The organism is Streptomyces sp. NRRL S-378, from assembly GCF_000720645.1.
Classification (GTDB): Bacteria; Actinomycetota; Actinomycetes; order Streptomycetales; family Streptomycetaceae; genus Streptomyces.
In genome coordinates this window covers 119,420-135,889 of sequence record NZ_JOBX01000011.1, presented here as the reverse complement: position 1 = coordinate 135,889, position 16,470 = coordinate 119,420, and the positions used below count along the sequence as shown (strand labels likewise).

Here is a 16,470-nt window from a genome sequence, read left to right as displayed (position 1 = left end):
AACGACGCCGACCGGGGGACCAGCCGGCGGGCCACAGACGACTCCCGGCGCACGACGTCACCTTCGCTCGGCCGGCTCCACCACTGCCTCCGAAACCGGATGCTGCCGTGGTGTCAGGGGCCGCCGGTGCTCAAGTGGTACTCGGCGGAGCGTTATGCTCCGCGCCTGTGGAAGACATCAACATACGACAGCCGCAGCAGGCCCAGGACACGGGCGAGGTCGTCCTGCGGTTCACGGGCAGTGTGGAGAAGAGCGAACTCCGTGAGGGGCTGAGGGTTGCCGGAACGTTTCGGCGGCTGCGTTGGCTCGCTGCCGCAGGCGCGCTCTTCATCGCACTCCTGGGGGTGCGCGTCGACGCCGAGGGCGGCTCGGTCGGCATCGGCCACGTGGCCGCGGCCGCCGTCTACGCGGCCGTGTTCGGCCTGCTCGCGCCCCGGCAGATCGTCACGCACGCCTTCCGGGCCCAGCAGGCCCACGACGGCGCGGCCTGCGTCGTCGACGGCACGGGCATCGCGGCCGTCCTCGACGGCACGGACATCAAGCGCCTGGGCTGGGATGAGATGACGCGGTACCACGAGACCCCGAACCTCTACGCCGTCGCGGGCAGGACCGGCCTCAAGAGCTGGAGGATGGTCCTGCCCAAACGACTGCTGACCGCACCCGACGCCGAACTCCTCGGCGCGGTCCTCGATTCCCGGCTGCGCCGCAGCTAGGGCACACTCGCTGGACGGACTGGGCGTGCACTCCATCCAGTTGCACGCCGGCTCCGGTGGGGGAATCCGTCCACCGCGCCGCGGCCCGCTGCCCCGGGACGGACCTGATCACCACCCCGGGCCCGGCCCCCGGGCCGTAACCGGCCCCCACCCCGGCCCGCAGGGAGGCTCTGGCAGACTGGGACGCACAACCAGGCGGTGCAGGACAGGAAACCGGTGCGATTCCGGTGCGGTCCCGCCACTGTGACCGGTCGCCCCCGCGCGGGACACCGGGAGTCAGACACTGACGCACCGCCTCTGCTCCTTCACGTCGACCAGGGGACGCGGATCCCCCGGAGAGGCCCCGCCATGTCGCGTTACCGCGCCGCCCTGCGCGCGTTCACCCCCGTCGCGCTCCTGATGTCCCTGACCGCCTGCGCCGGTTCACCCGGCACCGGGCAGGACGCGGCCGCGGGAGACGCCGCCCCCGCGCCCGGCTTCCCGTACACCGTCACCAACTGCGGTGTGAGCAGCACCTATCAGGCCCCGCCCCGGCGGGCGGTCACCATGAACCAGCACGCCACCGAGCTCATGCTCGCCCTCGGCCTCGGCGACCGGATCGCCGGCACCGCCTACCTCGACGACGCCGTACTGCCCGCCTACAAGCCGGCCTACGACAAGCTCAAGGTGCTGGCCGAGGAGTACCCCTCCAAGGAGATCCTGCTCGGCGCCGAGCCGGACTTCGTCTACGGCGGCTACGCCAGCGCCTTCGACAAGGCGCAGGGCCGCGACCGCGCAGGCCTCGCCACGTCCGGCATCAACTCCCGCCTCAACGTGGAGTACTGCACCGGGGGGAAGGCCGGCCTCGACCAGCTCAAGACCGAGATCACCGAGGTCGCGCGGACCTTCGGCGTACCCGACCGCGGTGCGAAGCTCATCGAGGAGGAGCAGCGCCGCATCGACGCCGTGGCCGCCCGCGTCAAGGACCGGCCCCGCCCGACCGTCTTCGCCTACGACTCCGGTGAAGCCACCGCCTCCACCTCCGGAGGCAACGGCGTGGGCAACGAGATCATCTCCCTCGCCGGCGGCACCAACGTCTTCGCCGACCTCAAGGACACCTTCGGCGACGTCGCCTGGGAGAAGGTCATCGAGCGAAAGCCCGAGGTCGTCCTCATCTACGACTACGGCGGCACCACCGTCGAGGCCAAGAAGCAGCGCCTGCTGAACGACCCCGCGCTCGCCGAGGTCCCCGCCGTCAAGAACCGGCGGTTCGTCGTCCTGCCGCTCTCTTCCGTCGTCCTCGGCGTCCGCGTGGCGGACGCGGTGGAAGCGCTGGGCGGCCAGCTCCACCCGAACCCCGCGTGAGGCTGCGCACGGGCGCGGTCCTCGGCGTCCTCACCGCCGCGCTCGCCGTCTCCGCGATCGCGGGCCTCGCGCTGGGCCCCGTACGGATCGCCCCCGGCCGCGTCGTCGACATCGTCATCGGCGGCCTGTCGGGGAACCGGCCCACCGGGGCCTTCGCCTCCATCGTGTGGGACGTGCGCATGCCGAGGATCCTCCTCGGCGCCGTCGTCGGGGCCGGGCTCGCCGTGGCGGGCACGGTGCTCCAGGCCCTCGTACGCAACCAGCTCGCCGACCCGTTCCTGCTCGGCGCCTCTTCCGGGGCTTCCGCCGGAGCCGTCCTCGTGATCGTCTTCGGCTCGGCCGCGGCCGGATTCGGCATGGGCGTGCCGCTGGCCGCCTTCGTGGGCTCCCTGGCCGCGCTCGTCGCCGTCTACGCGATGGCCCGGCGCGGCGGGACCATGACCACGGGCCGGCTGATCCTGGCCGGCGTGGCCGTCCAGTACATCCTCTCCGCCCTCACCAGCCTCGTCCTCGTGCTCGCCGCGCACCCCGACCAGCTCCGCTCCGTCCTCTTCTGGACCCTCGGCGGCCTCGGCGGGGCGCGCTGGGACGAACTGGCGCTGCCCGCCGTCGCGCTGCTCGTCGGCGGCGCCCTGCTGCTCGCCCTCGCCCGGCCGCTCGACCTGCTCCTCGCCGGGGAGGAGGGCGCGCACACCCTGGGACTGGACACCGGACGCTTCCGCGCCGCCGTGTTCGTCCTGACCTCGCTCGTCATCGGGGTGCTCGTCGCCTGCAGCGGGGCGATCGGCTTCGTCGGGCTGATGGTTCCGCACGCCGCCCGGATGGTCGTCGGCGCCGGACACCGGGCGCTGCTGCCGGTCGCCGCGCTGGGCGGGGCGGTGTTCCTGCTCCTGGCCGACCTGATCGCCCGCACGGCCGCCGCCCCGGAGGAGATACCGGTGGGGGTGGTCACGGCACTCGTCGGCGGGCCGTTCTTCCTCTGGATGCTGCGCCGGGCCGGCCGAACCGAAGGGGTGACGGGATGACGGAGGCGATCGGACCGGCCCGGCCGGTGGACCTCGCCGTCGAGGGCGTGCGCTACGAGACCGACGGGCACACCCTGCTCCACGGAATCGACCTCACCGCCCGGCCGGGGGAGACGGTGGGCGTGGTCGGTCCCAACGGCAGCGGCAAGACCACCCTGCTGCGCTGCGTCTACGGCACCCTGCGGGCGACCGCCGGCCGGGTGCTGCTGGACGGCGCGGACGCGGACGCGCTCACCGTCAAGGAACGCGCGCGGCGCGTCGCGGTGGTCCCGCAGGACGCGAGCGGCACCTTCGGGCTGACCGTGCGCGAGGTCGTCGCCATGGGACGCAGCCCCCACAAGCGCTTCTGGGAGCAGGACGGCCCGGACGACGCACGGCGCATCGCGGACGCCCTGGAGACCGTGGGCGCCGGCCCCTTCACGGCCCGCCGCTTCGACGAGCTGTCCGGGGGCGAGCGCCAGCGCGTCCTGGTGGCCCGGGCCCTCGTCCAGGACCCCGGCCTGCTCGCGCTCGACGAACCGACCAACCACCTGGACATCCGCTACCAGCTGGAGGTCCTCGGCCTGGTCCGGGCGCTGCCCGCCACCAGCCTGCTGGTCCTGCACGACCTCAACCTCGCCGCCGCCTTCTGCGACCGGCTGTACGTGCTCGCGGGCGGCCGCGTCGCGGCCTCGGGGCCGCCGCGGGAGGTGCTCACCCAGGACCTGCTGGCCGAGGTGTACGGGGTGCGGGCCCGTGTCGAGGTCCATCCCGACACGGGCTCGCCCAACGTCGTCTACCTGCCCGTCGCCGCGGGCTCCTGGTAACCGTACGGGCGCGTGATGATCTCCATCCCGTGCCCGGCGGGGTCCGTGAAGTACACGCCGCGGCCCCCGTCGTTGTGGTTGATCTCGCCGGGGAACCTGCCGTGCGGGTCGGCGAAGTACGGCACTCCGGCCGAGCGGATCCTCTCGAACGCCACGTCGAACTCCTCCTCGGAGAGGAGGAAGGCGTAGTGCTGCGGGGTGATCTTCTCGGCCGGAATGGTGGCGAAGTCCAGGGTGACGCCGTTGGCGGTGTCGACGGGGATGAACGGGCCCCACTCGGCCCCGACCTCGAGACCGAGGACGTGCGCCAGGAACTCGGCGGACTCCCGGTTGTCACGGGAGTGGACGATCGTGTGGTTCAGCTGTACGGACATGGGTGAATGCCTCCGGAAGGCACATCACGGGCACCTCCATGCCTCACCCGGTCGGTGACCGACACGCGATGCCGTGATCTCGATCCTAGGCAGCCCACCGCGGCGGCGCCAAGCCCTTTCCGCCGCGCACCGGGATCATGAACCCCCGTACACCGCCTTGACGTTGTCCTGCGCCGGATGGGAGCGGCCGGCCGGGCCCGCCGCGAAGACCCGCAGCAGGTTCTCCGTCACGCGCGTCGTCAGCGCCCCGGAGCGCGCGTCCAGGCCGTGGTTGCGCCCGCTGCGTCCGTCGCCCGTCGCGTCCAGGGCCTCCACCCAGCGCATCGTGCCGGTCGCGAAGACGCCCGCCCCGCTCGGCACCGTGTAGTACGCCGTGTCCTGGTGGCTGGGGCGGCCGTCGCACACCACGGGGGAGTGGGCCAGTATCTCGATCGGCCGGGGCGTGGTGAAACCGGTGTTGACCTTGTCGTACTCCACTCCGACCAGGTGCTCGAAGCGGTCGCCCGCCGTCGCGCCGGTGCCCTCGAACAGCCAGTGGCCGGGGTGGGTCACCACGTACGGGGCGTCCACCGGATAGCCGTCGTAGATCACACCGAGCAGGGAGCTCTCCGGGTCCGCGCCGGGAGCCGAGCGGAAGTCCACCGTCGCCGGATGGCCCCGTTTGAACCCCGGGTCCTGGCCGTAGGAGGACTTGTAGCAGACCAGCGTACGGTCCGGCCCCAGCTCGGAGGCCTCCAGCCGGATCCGGCGGAAGCAGCAGTTCGCGCCCAGGATCGCGATGTTCGTGCCGGCGTCGCGGGCGGCCGTGAAGTGGGCGCGCTGCTCCGGCGACCAGTACTCGTCGTGCCCGAGCGAGAGGACCGCCGCGGCTCCCTCCAGCAGCCGCTTCTCCCGCGCCACGTCGGTGGTGGTCGCGTAGGCCAGGGGTATGCCGAGCCGTTCGGCCAGTGCGATCAGCGGGGCCTCGTACACCAGGAACAGGCCAGCGCCGTCGTCGTACTCGTACGGCCGGTCGAAGGACACCGAGAGGGAACGCGAGGCGTAGCCGCCGCTGGGGCCGTCGTAACTGCCGTAGCCACCCCACCGGTTGTAGGCCTGCCAGGTGGCGACGGCGTTGACCACGACCGTGCGCCCGGCCGTCGCGGCCGACCGGACGGTGATCGGTACGAAGCGCTGGCCGCCCTCGCCGCCCTGCGCGTCCAGGCGCAGCAGGTAGCTGCCCTCGGGCCAGTCCTTCGTCCCGACGGTGGTGGTACGGGCCCACCGGGTGCGGACCATCCGGGTGCCGGCGTCGACCGTGTGCTCGGGCTGCCGCACTCCGGGCAGGGCCTCCGAACGCCACACCAGGCGGGCGCGGGCGCCGCCGTACCAGCCCATCCGGTAGGCGGAGACGGTGAACCGGGGCGCGGTCGTCGACACGTACAGGCCGAAGGACTCGCCGGGCAGCACGCTGACCCTGTCGGCGAAGCCCTCGACGGCCCGGGGCGGGCCGGCCTTCGTCACGGCCCAGTCGGCGTTGCCCGGGCGTGCGTTCTCGGCCTTCACGTCGAAGCCCTGTGCCGCTCCCGCCGACGGTCTGCCGTCCGGGGCCGCGGAGCCGCCCTTCTGGCTCGCGCGGAGGCTCCCGCTCCCGTCCCCGTCGGCGCAGCCGGCCACCGATCCGAGTCCCGCGGCCGTCGCGGCCCCCGTGGCGATCGCGAGGAACCGCCGCCTGCCCGCGCCTGCGCCGTCCCCGGCCGGCCCGGTTGTGTGCTCCTGATCCATGGGGGCACGCTATGTCACCCTGTGCGCCCCGCTTCCACCGCCCCGACGGGGGCGCCGGAGCGGGGCGCGGGTCGTGTGCTCCTGCTGTGCGGGACTACCCCAGGGGCAGGACCAGGCGGGCGGAGGTGTCCTCGGCGGACGTGAACGTGATGCTGCCGGGGGCGCCGTCGCCCGCGTCGGAGTAGAGCTGGTCCTTGCTGTTCACCACGAGCATGAGCCGGTGGTTCGGGGCGAGGTCGTAGCCGGCGGCCTGGAGCTGCCAGGTGGCCCTGCGGTCCTCGTCGGGGGCGAGCTCCCGCAGGGTGAAGGGCTCGTGCGTGATGATGCGGGCGGTGTCGTCGGGGGCCACGTCGAACAGGTAGGCCACCAGGGTCGCGTCCGGGGCGGAGCTGCGGACGGTCAGGGTGAGCCGGGGGACACCGCGGATGCGGCGGCCCGTCTGCAGCGGGCCGCTGGTCCACACGGCGAGGTGCCGGCGGTCGAAGGTGCCCGTGGGGTACGGCTTCGGGTTGCCCTTCCACTCCGCCTGGCCCGTCGTGATGATGGCGTCCACCGCGGTGGCGGCCGTGATCTGCCCGGCGGTGAACTCCCGCTTCCAGCCGGTTTCCGGCGCGGTGCCGAGGCCGCCGTCACGGCGGTCCGTGGAGGAGGCGGTGAGGTACCAGGATTCGGTGGAGGTGGTGACGTCCGCCCAGGACTGAGCCGCTTCGCGGACGGCCGGTTCGGTGATGACGTGCTGGCCGGTCCCGGGGTCGGGCTCGGTCTGGTACGTGAACATGATCTGGTTGCTCACCGGCGTCCAGCCGGGAACGCCGTTGGAGGCCCCCAGCACGTGGTGGTCGAGCCAGTCGAACGCCTCCTCGACGGGCAGGTTCGGTCCGCTGAACGGGATGGTGAGGCCGGCCCCCTCGGGCGCGGCGTGATCGCCGATCCAGAGGTTGAGCCGCTTGGGCACGGTGAGCCGCTCGAAGTGCTCGATGGTCTGGTTGGCCGGGAACAGCGTCTCGTGCCAGGTGTTGGAGATGAAGGTGGGGACGCCGCGGGCGTTGGTCTGGTCGGTGTACGAGGACGGGGACCGCTCCTTGCCCCACGCCACCACTGCGTCGAGGTTCCGGCCGGCGAGGAAGTCCTCGAGGATCTGCCGGGTGGCCGGGTCGAACTTCCGCTCGACCGGGCCACCGGTGAAGTCGATCAGGGCCTGTACGGCCTTCAGGTGCCGGGTGTCGTTCTGGTAGAGGCTGTCGGCCAGGTCGCCCCACGTGCTCAGGGCCACGACCGCGTCCACGCGGGCGGCCGGGTCGTGGGCCGCCACCAGCTGGCTGATGCCCGACCCGTAGGACTCACCGAGGAAGGCGATCCTGCTCGCTGCGAAGTGCTCCTGGGCGTAGTCGATGACGGTGGAGCCGTCGGCCCGGTCCGCGGGGCCGGCCACGTCGATCGTGCCGCCGGAGGTCCAGGGCGCGTCGACGAAGGAGCCGCCCGGGACGGGGAAGGTGAGGCCCATGCCGCGCGGTGTGTAGGCGAGGACGTGGTAGCCGCGGAGCGCCAGCTGGAGGTAGGCGTACTCGAAGAGGATCCAGCCGAACGGCGTCCAGCCCGACGGGACGATCACCACCGGCCGGGGCTCGGGGGTGTTGAGCCTGATGGTGTGGGCGGAGAGCCGCACGCCGTCCTCGGCGGTGATGCGGGGGAAGCCGAAGGTCGCCTTCTGCCGCACCTGTTCCGTCAGCTGCTGGAGTTCGGGGGTGAGCAGCGGAGTCTCGGCCGTCCCGTTCAGCGTGGCGACCAGCGCCTCGGCGACGTTGACGGCGTCCGGGTCCACGGACGTGGCCGAGGTGTAGATGCCCTGCCCGGAGATCCGGTGCAGCTGGGCCGCGGTGACGGGGGTGATCGGGTTGTCGTCCTGCGAGTGGCTCACGAAGCCGTCCTCTCGAAATCGCCGACCGGGCGGGCCGGTCGGTGCCGTGGGGGACCCGTTCTAGCCCGGCCGGTAGACCTCGTAGCCCATATCAGGACATCTACGCTCTTGGCCGCGGTCGGCGGGCTTCACCCGTCCAGACGGTTTGAACACGCCCTGCCCGCCCCGGAAGAGGGGAACGATCAATGTGCGCCGTCAGGCGATCGCCTGCGGTCCCCGAGGGGTGACGACCGATCGACTTGATCCGGCCGCAAGTACGCGGCAGAACGGGGGAGAGGGGTGGCACACACCCCACTCGGGCGTTCTAGGCTGGCTCTTTGTCGTTTCCGAACACCAGCCGGTCATGAGGGAGCGGGAAATGGCGTACAGCGGCGAAGATGAACGATTCCGCACAGGGTGGCCGGGAGTCCGGTTCGCCACGCGGCCGCCGCACCCTCATAGACTGACGACCCGTTGATCATGTACCCGTCGAGTCGGAGGAACGAAAACGCATGCGCCATCTCCCCCTGGGCAGTTCAGGTCTGCACGTGTCCGCCGTCGGCCTCGGCTGCAACAACTTCGGCGGCCGACTCGACGCCCGCGCCACCCGTGCCGTCGTCGACGCCGCCCTGGACGCGGGCGTCACCCTCCTCGACACCGCCGACATCTACGGCGGCGGGGGCGGCTCCGAGCGGCACCTCGGGCAGGCCCTGAAGGGCCGTCGCGACCAGGTCGTCCTCGCCACCAAGTTCGGCTACGACGGCGTCGACATGCAGTACGGACCGGCTGCGGGCGCGCGCGGTGGCCGCGCCTACATCCGGCGCGCCGTCGAGGAGTCCCTGCGCCGCCTCGAAACCGACCACATCGACCTGCTCCAGCTGCACAGCCACGACCCGGCCACCCCCATCGCCGAGACGCTGGCCGCGCTCACGGAACTCGTCGCCGAGGGCAAGGTCCGCTACATCGGCCACTCCAACTTCACCGGCTGGCAGCTCGCCGAAGCCGCCCACGTCGCCCGCGAGACCGGATCCGTCCCCTTCGTCTCCGCGCAGAACGAGTGGTCGCTGCTGGAGCGGTCGGCCGAGCGCGAGCTGGTCCCGGCGGCCCTGCACTACGGCGTCGGCGTACTCCCGTACTTCCCCCTCGCCAACGGCCTGCTGACCGGCAAGATCCGCCGGGGCGCACCCGTCCCGGCCGGCTCCCGCCTCGAAGGCAGGGACTCCTACCTCACCGAGGAGCGCCTCGACGTGGTCGAGGCACTGGCCGCGATCGCCGAGAAGCACGACCGTACCGTCCTCGAACTGGCCATCGGCTGGCTCTCCGCCCGCCCCGGCTGCGCCTCCGTCATCGCCGGCGCCACCTCCCCCGAGCAGATCCGCGCGAACGCGGCCGCCGGGGAACGCCCGCTCGACGCGGAGCTGCTCGCCGAGATCGACGCGATCGCCCCCGGCATCCCCTCGTAGGGGCCGCACACGCGACGAGCGCTCCCCGCGCCCCGCAGGGCATGGGGAGCGCTCGTCGCGCAGGCGAGGCGGCGGCCGCCGCCGGGTCAGGACACGATGTCCTTGCGGGAGAAACCCCGGAAGGCGAGGGCGAACAGCACCAGCGCGTACGACACCGACACCACCGCCCCCTTGACCATGCCGCCCCACTCCAGCTGCGGCTGCAGCGCGTCCGCCCACGCGAACTGCCAGTGCGCCGGCAGGAACTCCCGCCACGAGCCGAGCGCCGTCACCGCGTCCAGCACGTTCCCGACGATCGTCAGCCCGACCGCGCCGCCCACCGCGCCCAGCGGTGCGTCCGTGCGCGTGGACAGCCAGAAGGCCAGCCCCGCCGTCACCAGCTGCGACACGAAGACGAAGGCCACTGCCAGCGCGAGCCGCGGCACCGTGTCCGCGGCCGGCAGCGCCCCGCCCGCCGGGAGCTTGAGCGGCCCCCACCCGTACGCGACCGTGCCCGCCGCCAGCGCCACCACCGGCAGCAGCACGATGGCCGCCAGGCTGAAGCCCAGCGCCACGACCAGCTTGCTCCACAGCAGCCGCGCCCGTGGCACCGGCGACGCCAGCAGATAGCGCAGCGAGGACCAGCTCGCCTCCGAGGCCACGGTGTCCCCGCAGAACAGCGCCACCGGCACCACCAGCAGGAAACCGGCCGACACGAACAGACAGGTCGCGGCGAAGTTCGCACCCGAGGCGGTGGCCGTGTCGATCAGGGTGATCCGGTTGCCGCCGCCGCGCCGGCCCTCCGGGCCGCCGCCCACCGCGAACGCGATGATCATGATGAAGGGCAGTGCGGCCAGCACCCCGCCCATCACCAGCGTCCGCCGTCGGCGCCACTGCCGCAGCGCCTCCACGCGCAGCGGCAGCGTACGGCTCGCCCGGTAGCCCGGAGCCACCTCCCGCGCCGTCGTCGCCGTACTCACGCCGCACCTCCGATCAGGGTGAGGAACGCGTCCTCGAGTCTGCGGTGCGGCCCCACTCCGGTCACCGGCACCTCCAGCCGCACGAGTTCGGCGATCAGCCCGGCCGCCGTCGCGCCTTCGAGCCGTACGAGCAGACCGTCGTCCGCGGCCACCACCGAACCCACGCCCTCCAGCGCCGCCACCTTCTCGACGGCCACCTCGTCCACCGGCTCGGCCAGGGTCACCAGCAGCGTGTCGCCGCCCCCGGTGATCTCGGCGACCTCGCCCGCCGCCACCCGCTGCCCGCGGTCCATGACCACCAGGTGCGTGCACGACTGCTCGACCTCCGACAGCAGGTGGCTGGAGACGATCACGGTCCGTCCGCTGGCCGCGTACCGGATCATCACGTCGCGCATCTCGCGGATCTGCGGCGGGTCCAGACCGTTCGTCGGTTCGTCGAGGATGAGCAGGTCCGGCATCCCGAGCATGGCCTGCGCGATCGCGAGCCGCTGCCGCATGCCCTGCGAGTACGTGCGCACCGCGCGCTCCAGCGCGTCGCCGAGCCCCGCGATCTCCAGGGCCTCCGCCATGTGCGAGTCCTCGGCCGGGCGGCCGGTGGCCTGCCAGTACAGCTCCAGGTTGGCGCGGCCCGTCAGGTGCGGCAGGAAACCCGCGCCCTCGACGAAGGCCCCGACCCGTGACAGGACCGGCGCGCCGGCCCGCACCGCGTGCCCGAACACCCGGATCTCCCCGGCGTCCGGCGAAATCAGCCCCATCAGCATGCGCAGGGTGGTGGTCTTACCGGCCCCGTTGGGCCCGAGCAGTCCCAGCACCTGCCCCTTCTCGACCCGGAACGACAGGTCCCGCACCGCGTACCGGTCCTGCGACTTCGCGTACCGCTTCGTCAGTCCCGTGATCTGGAGCGGTACGTCGGCCAGTGCCGGGTCCGGCTGCGGTACGCCGGACCGCGCCCCGGCGGAGCCCTTCCCCGTCCGGCGCAGACCGAGCAGTGCCGCGGCCAGGACCAGCGCGCCCAGCGGCAGTCCCCAGGTCCACGCGGGCAGTCCCGCCGTGGCGGTCCGCACCTGCGGGGCGACGGGCACGGTCAGGGGGCCGTCCACGGAGACCGTGTAGGCGGCCGACGCGGCCGGGCTCGCATAGCCGAGGTCCGTGGCCGCGACGACCAGCCGCAGGCGGTGTCCGGCTGCGAAGGAGTGGTCGATCGCGGGCAGCCTCAGCCGCACGGTCGCACCCTGCTGCGCGTCCTCGACCCGCAGCGGGGCGACCAGCTGGGAGGGCAGCACCTGCTGCCGCCCGTCGGGCCCCACGTCGTAGACCTTGCCGAACAGGACGGCCGACCCGTCCGCGGCCGTCGACCTCAGCTTCAGGGTGACGGTCGGGGTCCCGGTGATCTGCAGGTCCTCGTCCAGCGGCGCCGACTCGAAGCGGGCGTTCTGCCCGGGGAAGTCCAGCGAGAGCCCGGCCCCGAAGGAGGCCAGCTGCCCGCCGATGCCGGGCAGGGAGGACAGCGCGGGCGGCGCGCCGCCCGCCGGGTTGGTGAAGGCCTGCTCCCGCCCGGTCAGGGCGAACTCCCGCGGGCCGGATGCCAGACCCGGGTAGCGGTCGCCGCTCGCGCCGCGCAGTATCACCTCGCCGTCGGTGGAGTCGATGCCGCCGGAACGCGAGACCCGGAACGCCGGGCCGGTGTCCACGCCCTCGTCATCCCCCAGGTGGCGGTCGAACCAGGCGGCCACCCGGGCCTCCACCCGGTCCGCCTCGCGCATGCCGCCGTCGTGCCCGCCGGCCGCCCAGTCCACCGCCACGGGTGCGCCGTTCGCCGCGATGGCAGCGGCCATGGCGTCGGCCTGGTCCAGCGGGAAGAGGGAGTCGTCCTGGCCCTGCACGACGAGGGTCGGCACCGTGATCCGGTCGGCGACCGCCGACGGGCTGCGCCGTTCCAGCAGGGTACGGGCCTCGGCGTCGGGCTTCCCGGCCACGGCCACGCGTTCGTACATCGCGCACAGCTCCGGGGTGAACCTCCCGCAGCCGGGTCCGGCCGACGCGCCGTCCCGGGGTCCGGTCCCGGTCGCGGCACCGTTCGCGGCTCCGGTCGCGGCATCCGGCCGTCCGACGCCGCCGTCCTGCGGCCGTCCGACGCCGCCGTCCTGCGGCGCCGTCCCGGCCTGCTGCATCCCGCCGGCCGACCCGGTGGTGAAGAAGATCCCGGACCACAGCTTCTTGAAGACGCCGCCGGGGAAGAGGGAGTCCGCGAGGTTCCAGTAGGTGATCTGCGGGGCGATCGCGTCCACGCGCCGGTCGTAGCCGGCTGCCAGCAGCGAGACGGCACCGCCGTAGGAGGCCCCGGACACGCCGACGCGCGGGTCGCCGGCCGCGTCGAGCCGCACCTCGGGCCGCGCCGCGAGCCAGTCGATGAGCCGCGAGACGTCCTTGACCTCGTGCTCGGGGTCGTTCAGCCCGATCCGCCCGCCGGATCGGCCGAAGCCGCGCGCCGACCAGGTCATGACGGCGTAGCCGTCGCGTGCCAGCCGTTCGGCCTGTTCGCGGACGTCGTCCTTGCTGCCCCCGAAGCCGTGCCCGAGGAGCACGGCGGGACGTCTCCCCCCACCGTCCTGCCCGTCGCCCGCGACGAAGTAGGAGGTGTCGATGTCGGCGCCGGGCATGTTCAGGACCTGGTCCTGGCGGTGCACGGCGGGCGTGTCGCCGGACGCGGACGCGGCCGTCCACGTACCGCCACCCGCCACGACGGCCAGCGCGGCAGCGCCCGCGAGCAGTCGGTCTCGGCGCCGCCGGGGCATTCGGAGCTTCATACGGGCACCCTAATCGGCCGGTACCCGGCCTCGGAGCACCCACAGGCGGAACTCCGGACCTTCTCAGGGAGTAGTCCGCGGCCGGCGCGTACCGCACCTGCGGTACGTCCGTCCGACCTGCACACCGCTCCGCCGGGCGGGAGGATGGCCGCATGCTGCTGGCCGATGTCGCTCGCGTGTCCAGGGAAGTCGCCGCCACTTCCGCCCGTTCCCGCAAGACCGCTCTGCTCGCGGAGCTCTTCGCCGCCGCCCCGCCCGAGGAGGCCGGGCTGGTCATCTCCTACCTCTCCGGACGGCTCCCGCAGGGCCGGCCCGGCATCGGCTGGCGCACCCTGGCCCAGGAGAGCGCACCGGCGCCGCAGCCCACCCTCACCGTCCGCGACGTCGACGCGGCGGTGAGCGCCCTCGCCGCGGAGGCCGGCGCCGGCTCCGCCGCCCGGCGCAGCGCCCTCGTCGCCGGCCTCCTGGGCGCGGCCACCGAGGCCGAGCAGGCCTTCCTGCGCAGCCTGCTCTCCGGCGAGGTGCGCCAGGGCGCGCTCGACGCGGTGGCCCTGGACGGCGTGGCCGCGGCCGCCGGGGTACCGGCGGCCGCGTTGCGCCGGGCGGTGATGCTGGACGGCTCCCTGCCCCGGGTCGCCGAGGCGGTGCTCGCCGAGGGCGCCGAGGCGCTGCGCGCGGTGACCCTGCGGGTGGGCCGGCCCGTCCAGCCGATGCTGGCGGGCACCGCCGGATCGGTCACCGAGGCGCTCGCCGCGCTCGGCCCGTGCGCGGTGGAGGAGAAGCTCGACGGCATCCGGGTGCAGGTCCACCGGGAGGGGGAGGACGTACGCATCTACACGCGCTCCCTCGACGAGATCACCGGGCGGCTGCCGGAGGTGGCGGAACTGGCCCGGTCGCTGGCGGGGCAGCGGTTCATCCTCGACGGAGAGGTCATCGGGCAGACGGCGGACGGCCGCCCCGTCCCCTTCCAGGAGATCGCGAGCCGGGTCGGCTCCCGGGTGGACGTGGCCGCCGCCCGGCGGACGCTGCCGGTCGTGCCGTATTTCTTCGACGTCCTGGCCGTCGGCGACGACGTCCTGCTCGACCTGCCGGTCCGTGAGCGGTACGAGGCCCTCGCCGCCCTCGTGCCCGAGGCCGCCCGGGTCGGCCGCCTGGAGGTGCGGGACCCGGCGGCCCAGGAGGCCGAGGCCGTGGCGTTCTGGGCGGAGACCCTGCGCCGCGGCCACGAGGGCGTGGTGGTCAAGGCCCTGGACTCGGCGTACGCGGCCGGCCGGCGCGGCAGGTTCTGGCTGAAGGTGAAACCGGTGCACACCCTGGACCTGGTCGTGCTCGCCGCCGAATGGGGCCACGGCCGGCGCACCGGACTCCTCTCCAACCTGCACCTGGGGGCGAGGGCCGCCGACGGTACCTTCGCCATGCTCGGCAAGACCTTCAAGGGCCTCACCGACGAGATGCTGCGGTGGCAGACGCAGGCGCTGCGCGCGCTCGCCACCTCGGACGACGGGTTCACCGTACGGGTCCGGCCGGAACTGGTGGTGGAGATCGCCTACGACGGCCTGCAGCGCTCGCCGCGCTACCCGGCCGGAGTGGCCCTGCGCTTCGCCCGCGTGCTGCGGCACCGCCCGGACAAGACGGCGGAGCAGGCCGACACCGTCGAGACGGTCCTGGGCCGGGGGAACACGCCCTGAGCCGGGCCATCGAACCGTCGTAGGACGGCGATAGACGCGCGGGCCAAGGTGGCCGTCCACGTGCCGGGCCCTGACGGACGGCACGTGTCACGACGGGCCCGCCCCGTCGCTCCGCCCACCCGTGACCGTGACCCGCCGCGCCAGGAGCCGCCATCGTGGACGTTGACTCCGTGCTGTCCCCCCGGGCACTCCCCGGCACCGACGCTCCCCGCGACGGCGTACCCCCGCCGGTGCAGACGGGGCGCCTGCACCGGGTCCGGGTCGCCGCTGCCGCGGTCCTCCACGGCTCCGGTGCCGTCGCCGCCGCCCTCCTCGCCGTCGCCGCCATCGGCGCGATCATCGGCGAACCGGTCCTCATACCGTCCCTGGCCGCCAGCGCCGCCGTCCTGCACTACACCCCGGCCCTGCCCACGGCCCAGCCCCGGACCGTCGTCCTGGCCCACCTCCTCGGCGCCGCGGCCGGTTACGCGGTCCTCGCGGTCGCGCCGAGCAGCCCCTGGAGCGCGGCCCTGGCCGGAGGGCTGACCTTCGCCGCCACGAGCCTCACCCGGACCCAGCACTCGCCCGCCTGCGCCACCGCCGTCGTCGTCGTGTTCCAGGCCCCGGCCCCCGCGCGGTTCGTCCCGCTGTTGTTCTGTGCCACGGCGGTCCTCGTCCTCGGCGGTCTCGCCGCCTCCCGCCTGCACCGGTCGGCGCCCCGGTACCCCGTCCGCTGGTGGTAGCCGGGGCAGCCCCCCGGTGAATGCGCGAGCCGTTTGCCTCAGAGGCAAGGAGATTTGCCGGAAAGGCAAGACTCTGGCTCAATCAGGGACATGAACCCCGGTCCCGCCCCCGACCGCTCCGACGCCACGGCCGACGAGCTGCCCGCCGTGGCACCGCAGCTGCGCGAGCTGCGCCGGCGCGCCGGTCTCACCCTGGAGGCCGCCGCCGCCCGGGCGCGGCTCTCGCCCGCCCACCTGTCCCGTCTGGAGACCGGGAGGCGGCAGCCCTCGCTGCCGCTCCTGCTGGGGCTCGCCCGCACCTACGGTACGACGGTCTCCGAACTGCTCGGCGAGACCTCCCCCGTCGCCGATCCCATCGTACGGGCCGGCGGTCCCGGTGCCCGCGAGGCCGACGGCTGGACGTACTGGCAGGCGGGCGGCGCCGGCCGCGGGATGCAGGCGCTGCGCGTGCACGTCCCGTACGGCAGCGGCCCGGACGAGCTGGTCCGCGTCCACCCCGGTGAGGAATGGCTGCACGTCCTCCAGGGGCGGCTGCGCCTGCACCTGGGCGAGGCCGAGTACCTGCTGGAGCCGGGGGACAGCGCGCACTTCGACTCCCTCACCCCGCACCGGATCGGCGCGGCCTCCTCCGGCGGGGCCGACCTGCTGTTCGTCCACACCCTGCTCCAGAGCAGCCTCGCCGGGCTGTGCCTCGGCGGGGCCCCGACCACCACGCACCACCGACAGGCGAGGAGCCACCCATGACCCCCGTGCCCCCTGCGGACAAGCCCGTCGGCGTCCGCGCGCGCTTCGAGGCCAAGTTCCCCCGCGGCCTGATCATCCGGCTGATCGCCTACCTGTTCGTCGGCCACCTCTTCGCCTTCTTCGTCTACCTCCTCTTCGTCCTGGGTGGCCAGAACCAGTAGCCG

Annotated in this window: 14 protein-coding genes and 1 riboswitch; of the genes, 9 read left to right on the top strand and 5 right to left on the bottom strand. The window is 73.6% G+C overall.

Annotation, left to right across the window (positions count from 1 at the left end):
- The first annotated feature begins 167 nt into the window (after positions 1–167).
- The 4 genes from IH80_RS0110640 (at position 168) to IH80_RS0110625 (ending at position 3,888) form a co-directional block, all read left to right on the top strand.
- Entirely contained in the window at positions 168–713 is a 546-nt protein-coding gene (locus IH80_RS0110640; protein ID WP_030959545.1) for a hypothetical protein, read from the top strand.
- Between the two features lie 205 nt (positions 714–918).
- A riboswitch (cobalamin riboswitch) is annotated at positions 919–999 on the top strand.
- Positions 1,000–1,061: 62 nt separating this feature from the next.
- Positions 1,062–2,057 (top strand): ABC transporter substrate-binding protein, encoded by a 996-nt coding sequence (locus tag IH80_RS0110635; protein ID WP_030959543.1) that lies wholly within the window; start codon positions 1,062–1,064, stop codon positions 2,055–2,057.
- Positions 2,054–3,082 carry a FecCD family ABC transporter permease gene (locus IH80_RS0110630; protein WP_030959540.1) on the top strand — a complete coding sequence of 343 codons (1,029 nt, stop codon included), beginning with the start codon at positions 2,054–2,056 and terminating at the stop codon, positions 3,080–3,082. The genes IH80_RS0110635 and IH80_RS0110630 overlap by 4 nt, the downstream gene beginning before the upstream one ends.
- The gene (locus tag IH80_RS0110625; RefSeq protein ID WP_030959539.1) at positions 3,079–3,888 is read left to right on the top strand and encodes an ABC transporter ATP-binding protein; all 810 of its coding nucleotides are present in this window, start codon (positions 3,079–3,081) and stop codon (positions 3,886–3,888) included. The genes IH80_RS0110630 and IH80_RS0110625 overlap by 4 nt, the downstream gene beginning before the upstream one ends.
- Here the strand turns inward: IH80_RS0110625 and IH80_RS0110620 are convergent.
- The 3 genes from IH80_RS0110620 to IH80_RS0110610 form a co-directional block, all read right to left on the bottom strand.
- Positions 3,858–4,262, bottom strand: coding sequence for a VOC family protein (locus tag IH80_RS0110620; protein WP_030959538.1), 405 nt, complete (start codon positions 4,260–4,262; stop codon positions 3,858–3,860). The genes IH80_RS0110625 and IH80_RS0110620 overlap by 31 nt on opposite strands.
- Before the next feature lie 135 nt (positions 4,263–4,397).
- The gene (locus IH80_RS0110615; RefSeq protein WP_051809060.1) at positions 4,398–6,026 is read right to left on the bottom strand and encodes a N,N-dimethylformamidase beta subunit family domain-containing protein; all 1,629 of its coding nucleotides are present in this window, start codon (positions 6,024–6,026) and stop codon (positions 4,398–4,400) included.
- A gap of 94 nt (positions 6,027–6,120) precedes the next feature.
- Positions 6,121–7,944 (bottom strand): CocE/NonD family hydrolase, encoded by a 1,824-nt coding sequence (locus IH80_RS0110610; protein ID WP_030959534.1) that lies wholly within the window; start codon positions 7,942–7,944, stop codon positions 6,121–6,123.
- Between the two features lie 491 nt (positions 7,945–8,435).
- Between IH80_RS0110610 and IH80_RS0110605 the strand changes: the two genes are divergently transcribed.
- On the top strand, positions 8,436–9,386 hold the full coding sequence (locus tag IH80_RS0110605) for an aldo/keto reductase (RefSeq protein WP_030959532.1): 951 nt from the start codon (positions 8,436–8,438) through the stop codon (positions 9,384–9,386).
- Positions 9,387–9,472: 86 nt separating this feature from the next.
- On the opposite strand, the gene IH80_RS0110600 is transcribed toward IH80_RS0110605, so the two are convergent.
- Both IH80_RS0110600 and IH80_RS0110595 read right to left on the bottom strand, forming a co-directional pair.
- Positions 9,473–10,345, bottom strand: coding sequence for an ABC transporter permease (locus IH80_RS0110600; protein ID WP_030959531.1), 873 nt, complete (start codon positions 10,343–10,345; stop codon positions 9,473–9,475).
- Positions 10,342–13,152, bottom strand: coding sequence for an alpha/beta fold hydrolase (locus tag IH80_RS0110595; RefSeq protein WP_030959530.1), 2,811 nt, complete (start codon positions 13,150–13,152; stop codon positions 10,342–10,344). Before IH80_RS0110595 ends, IH80_RS0110600 begins: the two co-directional genes overlap by 4 nt.
- 152 nt (positions 13,153–13,304) lie before the next feature.
- Between IH80_RS0110595 and IH80_RS0110590 the strand changes: the two genes are divergently transcribed.
- The 4 genes from IH80_RS0110590 to IH80_RS45320 all read left to right on the top strand — a co-directional run bounded on the left by IH80_RS0110590 (position 13,305) and on the right by IH80_RS45320 (position 16,467).
- Positions 13,305–14,840 carry an ATP-dependent DNA ligase gene (locus IH80_RS0110590; protein ID WP_030959529.1) on the top strand — a complete coding sequence of 512 codons (1,536 nt, stop codon included), beginning with the start codon at positions 13,305–13,307 and terminating at the stop codon, positions 14,838–14,840.
- A 155-nt stretch (positions 14,841–14,995) separates the two neighbouring features.
- A complete protein-coding gene (locus IH80_RS0110585) occupies positions 14,996–15,562 on the top strand; it encodes an HPP family protein (RefSeq protein WP_051809058.1) in 567 nt (188 codons plus the stop codon).
- 90 nt (positions 15,563–15,652) lie between these two features.
- Positions 15,653–16,306: a helix-turn-helix domain-containing protein gene (locus IH80_RS0110580; protein WP_037879461.1), complete on the top strand. Its 654-nt coding sequence runs from the start codon at positions 15,653–15,655 to the stop codon at positions 16,304–16,306.
- Complete coding sequence (locus IH80_RS45320; protein WP_183064694.1) at positions 16,303–16,467, top strand: DUF6126 family protein; 165 nt, start codon at positions 16,303–16,305, stop codon at positions 16,465–16,467. Before IH80_RS0110580 ends, IH80_RS45320 begins: the two co-directional genes overlap by 4 nt.
- Positions 16,468–16,470 lie beyond the last annotated feature (3 nt).